This is a genomic window from Carboxydothermus islandicus, assembly GCF_001950325.1.
Lineage (GTDB): Bacteria > Bacillota > Z-2901 > Carboxydothermales > Carboxydothermaceae > Carboxydothermus > Carboxydothermus islandicus.
Map to the genome: position 1 here is coordinate 1 of NZ_BDJL01000050.1, position 4,071 is coordinate 4,071.

A 4,071-nucleotide genomic window follows, 5' to 3' on the forward strand; every position below is an offset into this window, starting at 1 on the left:
TAAATAAATTTCATTGGGGTAATAGGTTTTATCATCGGCATTAAACTTACTTACCATGCCCCTCTGCTCATCATATACTTTCTTTACCGTGGGGGCGTAAGTGTCGCCCGTCAAAAGCTGGGCGGCGTAGGCGTTGGTCCCTAAAAGCAGCAGGGCTAAAACCAGTAAGCACAAAAACTTAATCTTCCCCTTCAATACTTCCTCCTCCTTTCTTGATTAAAACCATCACCATAAAAGCGTGGCCCTTTCTCCCCCCTTTCCCGCCCTTTTTTATGATGATGGTAAAACTGGTAATATTTGTAACTTTCGTTCTTTATTTTTATAAAAAACTCCTTCACAAAAGTAATTAGTTATTTTTATGGGTATAAATACTATATTTGTTAGTAGTCGCAAAATATTTTGTAAAAATCTGTCGCTATCCCTGCAATACCTTTTTATTAAGACCTAAATTTTATAATTATTCCAAATAGTTTCGCTGCACATTATCTTTTTTTATATATGAAGCACCACGGGAAGGGTCATACAAAGAAAGAATACCGGAGAAGGTCTCCCCTCTCCGGTACTAAATTTTGCTTATTTTACAAAGATTAAGAGTTTAGCGCGCTTGCTGGAATAGCCGAGCTGGGTAAGTTTATCGTAGTTCAGAGCAGCACCACTGCTACTGTGGCAGTCAACGCACTTAAGGGCTTCGGAAGCCGGACGAATCCGGTGGTCCATCTGGTAGTAAGAAGTTGGAAACTGTTTAACCACGGCATTTTGGTCAAAGTTACTCTGAGAATTATACTTTAGTGGATCGAACGAAGCCATAAAAGTATCATAAAGTTTCAAGTTAGGATTATTGCGGTTGATTGTTTGCCAATCTAATACCCCATTATAAACTACGTTCCATATTGCAATATTGCTGAAGTACATTCCTGCTTTCATCGGCAAGATATTGCCGGTAGCTTTGTCCGCATAACCAATTACCGTTAAGTCGTTAAAGGGCATGATCTTGGCATCTTTGTTTTTGGGATTGTTTTTATCGGTCCCAAGGCCCGGTTTAATGCCGTGGCGTTTTTCTTCCTGCCAGCCGCTGCCCAGGAAGAAGTAAGAGGGTTTCCGGGGACCTTCGTTAACCGCCCAACCTTTTTTACCACTGCCTGCAATCTCTAAAGATTCATACACTACCATATTGTTGGTGGTATAGTAAGAATCGGTAGCTACAACCCTTTGGGTAAAATCTTTTTGCCTAAGACCAATAGTTACCGGTATATGGCAGGTTCGGCAGTCAACCCGCTTATAGTGGTCGTTTAGCACTTGATTGGCGTGAATGGTACCGGTATGGCAGTCGGTACACTGTTTAGCCGAAACTTCTACGGTAAATAAGTCAGGCATCTTGCCAATCTTAAACTCGTGTTTGTTGCCCCCTACTCCCGGTTCATGGCAATCGGTGCAGATTAGTTTGTTCGCCTCGAGGTGAACATCTTCCTGATACCAGAAGCCCCGCTTAAAGGCCGGACCGCCGGCAGAGAAATTGTGGCAGAAACCGCAGGAAGAGGGGAGCGGCTTGCTGTATACCGCATTTAACGCTGATGTTACTTTGCTTGAATCAATTTCATTTAAGTAATATGCTCTAAAACCAACTGAAGAATATGAACTATCTTGTTTTACTTCCCGGATTCCAGCTTTGCTATAGAAGTAATTGGCAGTATGACAAATTAAGCAGTCAATATCTTCAAAGGCAGCTCGAATTTCAGAAGTAGTCGCAATCTTCATCGTAACTTTAAATACCAGATCCCGGTTGCCATAGGAAATATGGCACCGCTGACAGCCACCCGGTGCTTTATTGGTAGAACTCCCAATTACGCCAAGCCAGTTGCCCACGGCAACAGCGTGGGGCGGTCCTCATATCCGGTTCTGCATACCGGGATCGGCAAAGCCGTCACCATCTTTATCCGCATATACCCGCTGTAAGTAGTGAACCGAGTAGACAATGTCCACTATGGCGCTGTATCGGTAGGTAGCATCCGGTACAGTTTGTCCATTATAAGTCGGAGTATCATCATGGCAGTATAAACAAAACTGGGCAGATTTAATATTGGTTTTGCCGCTGCTCCATTCAGCATAATGTTCGACTAAAGTTTTATTATCAACCTTTGAATGAAGTAGAGAAACTACTTCCGCTCTACCGTTTGGCTTTGCGCTTTTAGTAGTTTGAATCAATCCCGCCATGGTAATGGCGTAGGCCGCATCGGCCCGGGTAGCAGTTCCGGAAGGATTGGTTACCATTTTGTTATTTATACGTTTTGTTATGGTTAAGTAGCCATTGTTGGCTGCCCAGGCTACGTATTTGTTACCGTTATAATCGGCAATTTGCGAGGTATCCACCTCAGCTACATTGGCTCCCATAATCTTAGCCAGATACTCCGCAAGCTTTGCCCGGTTGAAGGTTTTGTTATCGTTGGGAATTGCAGCCACATTATTTCCCGCATAGGCGGCTAAAACTGCGGTTCTAAACTGGCTGTTGGTAATGGGTGCATTGGGGTTAAATTTTCCTTTACTTAAGGTAAATACTCCTTTTTGAATAGCATAATTAACAGCTTTGGCATAAGGAAGTTTGGAAATATCCGTTGCTTTTATGGTATAGTGGCAGGCTTGCTCACAGGTTTGGCCAGCAGGCTTTAAATTCCGGTAGCCGAAGGCCGCTGCTGCGGTAAGCAGCAGGGCCAGGCAGGTAATAACGGCAATTAAACTTACTTTATACCTCTTCAACTATTTTCCCTCCCCTCTTATCTTAATCCCGGCATTTCCGTTTCAAAAGCAGTAAAGCTGTGTAACGCCTGGTCGCTTCCATCGTCCCTTCCTACCTTGGGCATAAAGGTCGCCCAGTCAAAGGCCGCTCCAGTATCGTGGCAGCTGCCGCATAAAGCGTTCGGCAGGTATTTTAACTGCTTTTCGATTCCGTTCTTGTCCGCTATCATGCCGTGCGGATTGTGGCAGGTGGAGCAGTAAACACCAGCTTTGCTGTAATGCTTGCTTTCCTTAAATTCCTGCACCTGACTCATGGCTTCACCGTAATAAATGATGCTTTCGCTTACACCGCCAAAATCATAAATTTCTGTTCTCTTGGTTGCTCCATTACCGTGACAGGCAGCAGTACCGCAGGTATCAACCTTTCCTCCCACAGTCTTTGTAGCCGGGTTGGTGATATTCCGGCTGTTGGGGGCTTTGACGTGGAGGCTTCCGTTGCCGTGGCAGTTTTCGCAGCCTACGCTGTTGTCAAAGTGGGCGGTCTTCTTCCAGCCGGTATAGTATTTCGGGTGGCAGGACTGGCAGCTACTGCTGCCCACCGCCGTAGCTCCCGTCTGGCTTTCGTAAGTAGTGGCTATAACGCTGACGTTTTGTCCGGTATTGGCGTTGTAGCCTTCAGCACCGGGTCCTTTCCGGTGGCAGGTCTCACAGGTCCCCATGTTGGGCGCCCGCTTTAATGCCGAAGACCCGGCAATCTCTTTTAAGCCGTTCTCTCCTACCTCGCTCCAGTAGCCGTACACTTTCTGATTGGTAGTATCTAACAACGTCCGCTTCCAGAATTCCTTGCTTACACCGTGGGCATAGTGGCAGGTGAGGCAGGTCATGACATCGCCGTTACTCCGCTTTTCGTAAACCATGTTGGTTAAGGGTAAGAATGCTTTAAACTCGTCCACCTTAAAGCCAACCTGGTGCCGGTAGGCTTCGGTGTACTGGCCGGTTAATTTATCGGAAGAGCCGGTGCTGGTGTCGATATCCCCGGTGTCGGTGTTGTAGTCGGTGTGGCAGGCTCCGCAAAACTGGTTGATTCCGGAAGTGTGCTGGACGGATTCGCTGGATCTTAGATAGTCTCTTACTTCCATTTTTACCTGCAGAGCGGGATAGAAGTAGGCATATACTACCGTTACGCTGCCGTTGCCCTGGAGTAATTTAATCCTGGTTTCGCCGCTGGTGCCGTCCAAAAGGTAGTCCACCCCTTCGGTCTTTAACTGACCGCTTACCCAGACCTGGGTGCCTTTGTTGTAAGGATAGCTTCTGACCCACTGGTATTGCTGGCTGTTTTCG

4 protein-coding genes are annotated in these 4,071 nt (G+C 46.2%); all 4 read right to left on the reverse strand.

Annotated features, from left to right (window positions below; all coding sequences use genetic code 11):
- Positions 1 to 195 (reverse strand): hypothetical protein (locus tag ciss_RS07955; protein WP_143298519.1); only part of this gene is annotated, 195 nt, incomplete at its 3' end.
- 378 nt (positions 196 to 573) lie between these two features.
- Complete coding sequence (locus ciss_RS07960) at positions 574 to 1,863, reverse strand: cytochrome c3 family protein (protein ID WP_075865746.1); 1,290 nt, start codon at positions 1,861 to 1,863, stop codon at positions 574 to 576.
- A 21-nt stretch (positions 1,864 to 1,884) separates the two neighbouring features.
- Complete coding sequence (locus ciss_RS07965) at positions 1,885 to 2,751, reverse strand: S-layer homology domain-containing protein (protein ID WP_075865747.1); 867 nt, start codon at positions 2,749 to 2,751, stop codon at positions 1,885 to 1,887.
- 17 nt (positions 2,752 to 2,768) lie between these two features.
- A partial coding sequence (locus tag ciss_RS07970; RefSeq protein WP_305764292.1) for a multiheme c-type cytochrome occupies positions 2,769 to 4,071 on the reverse strand: 1,303 nt, incomplete at its 5' end.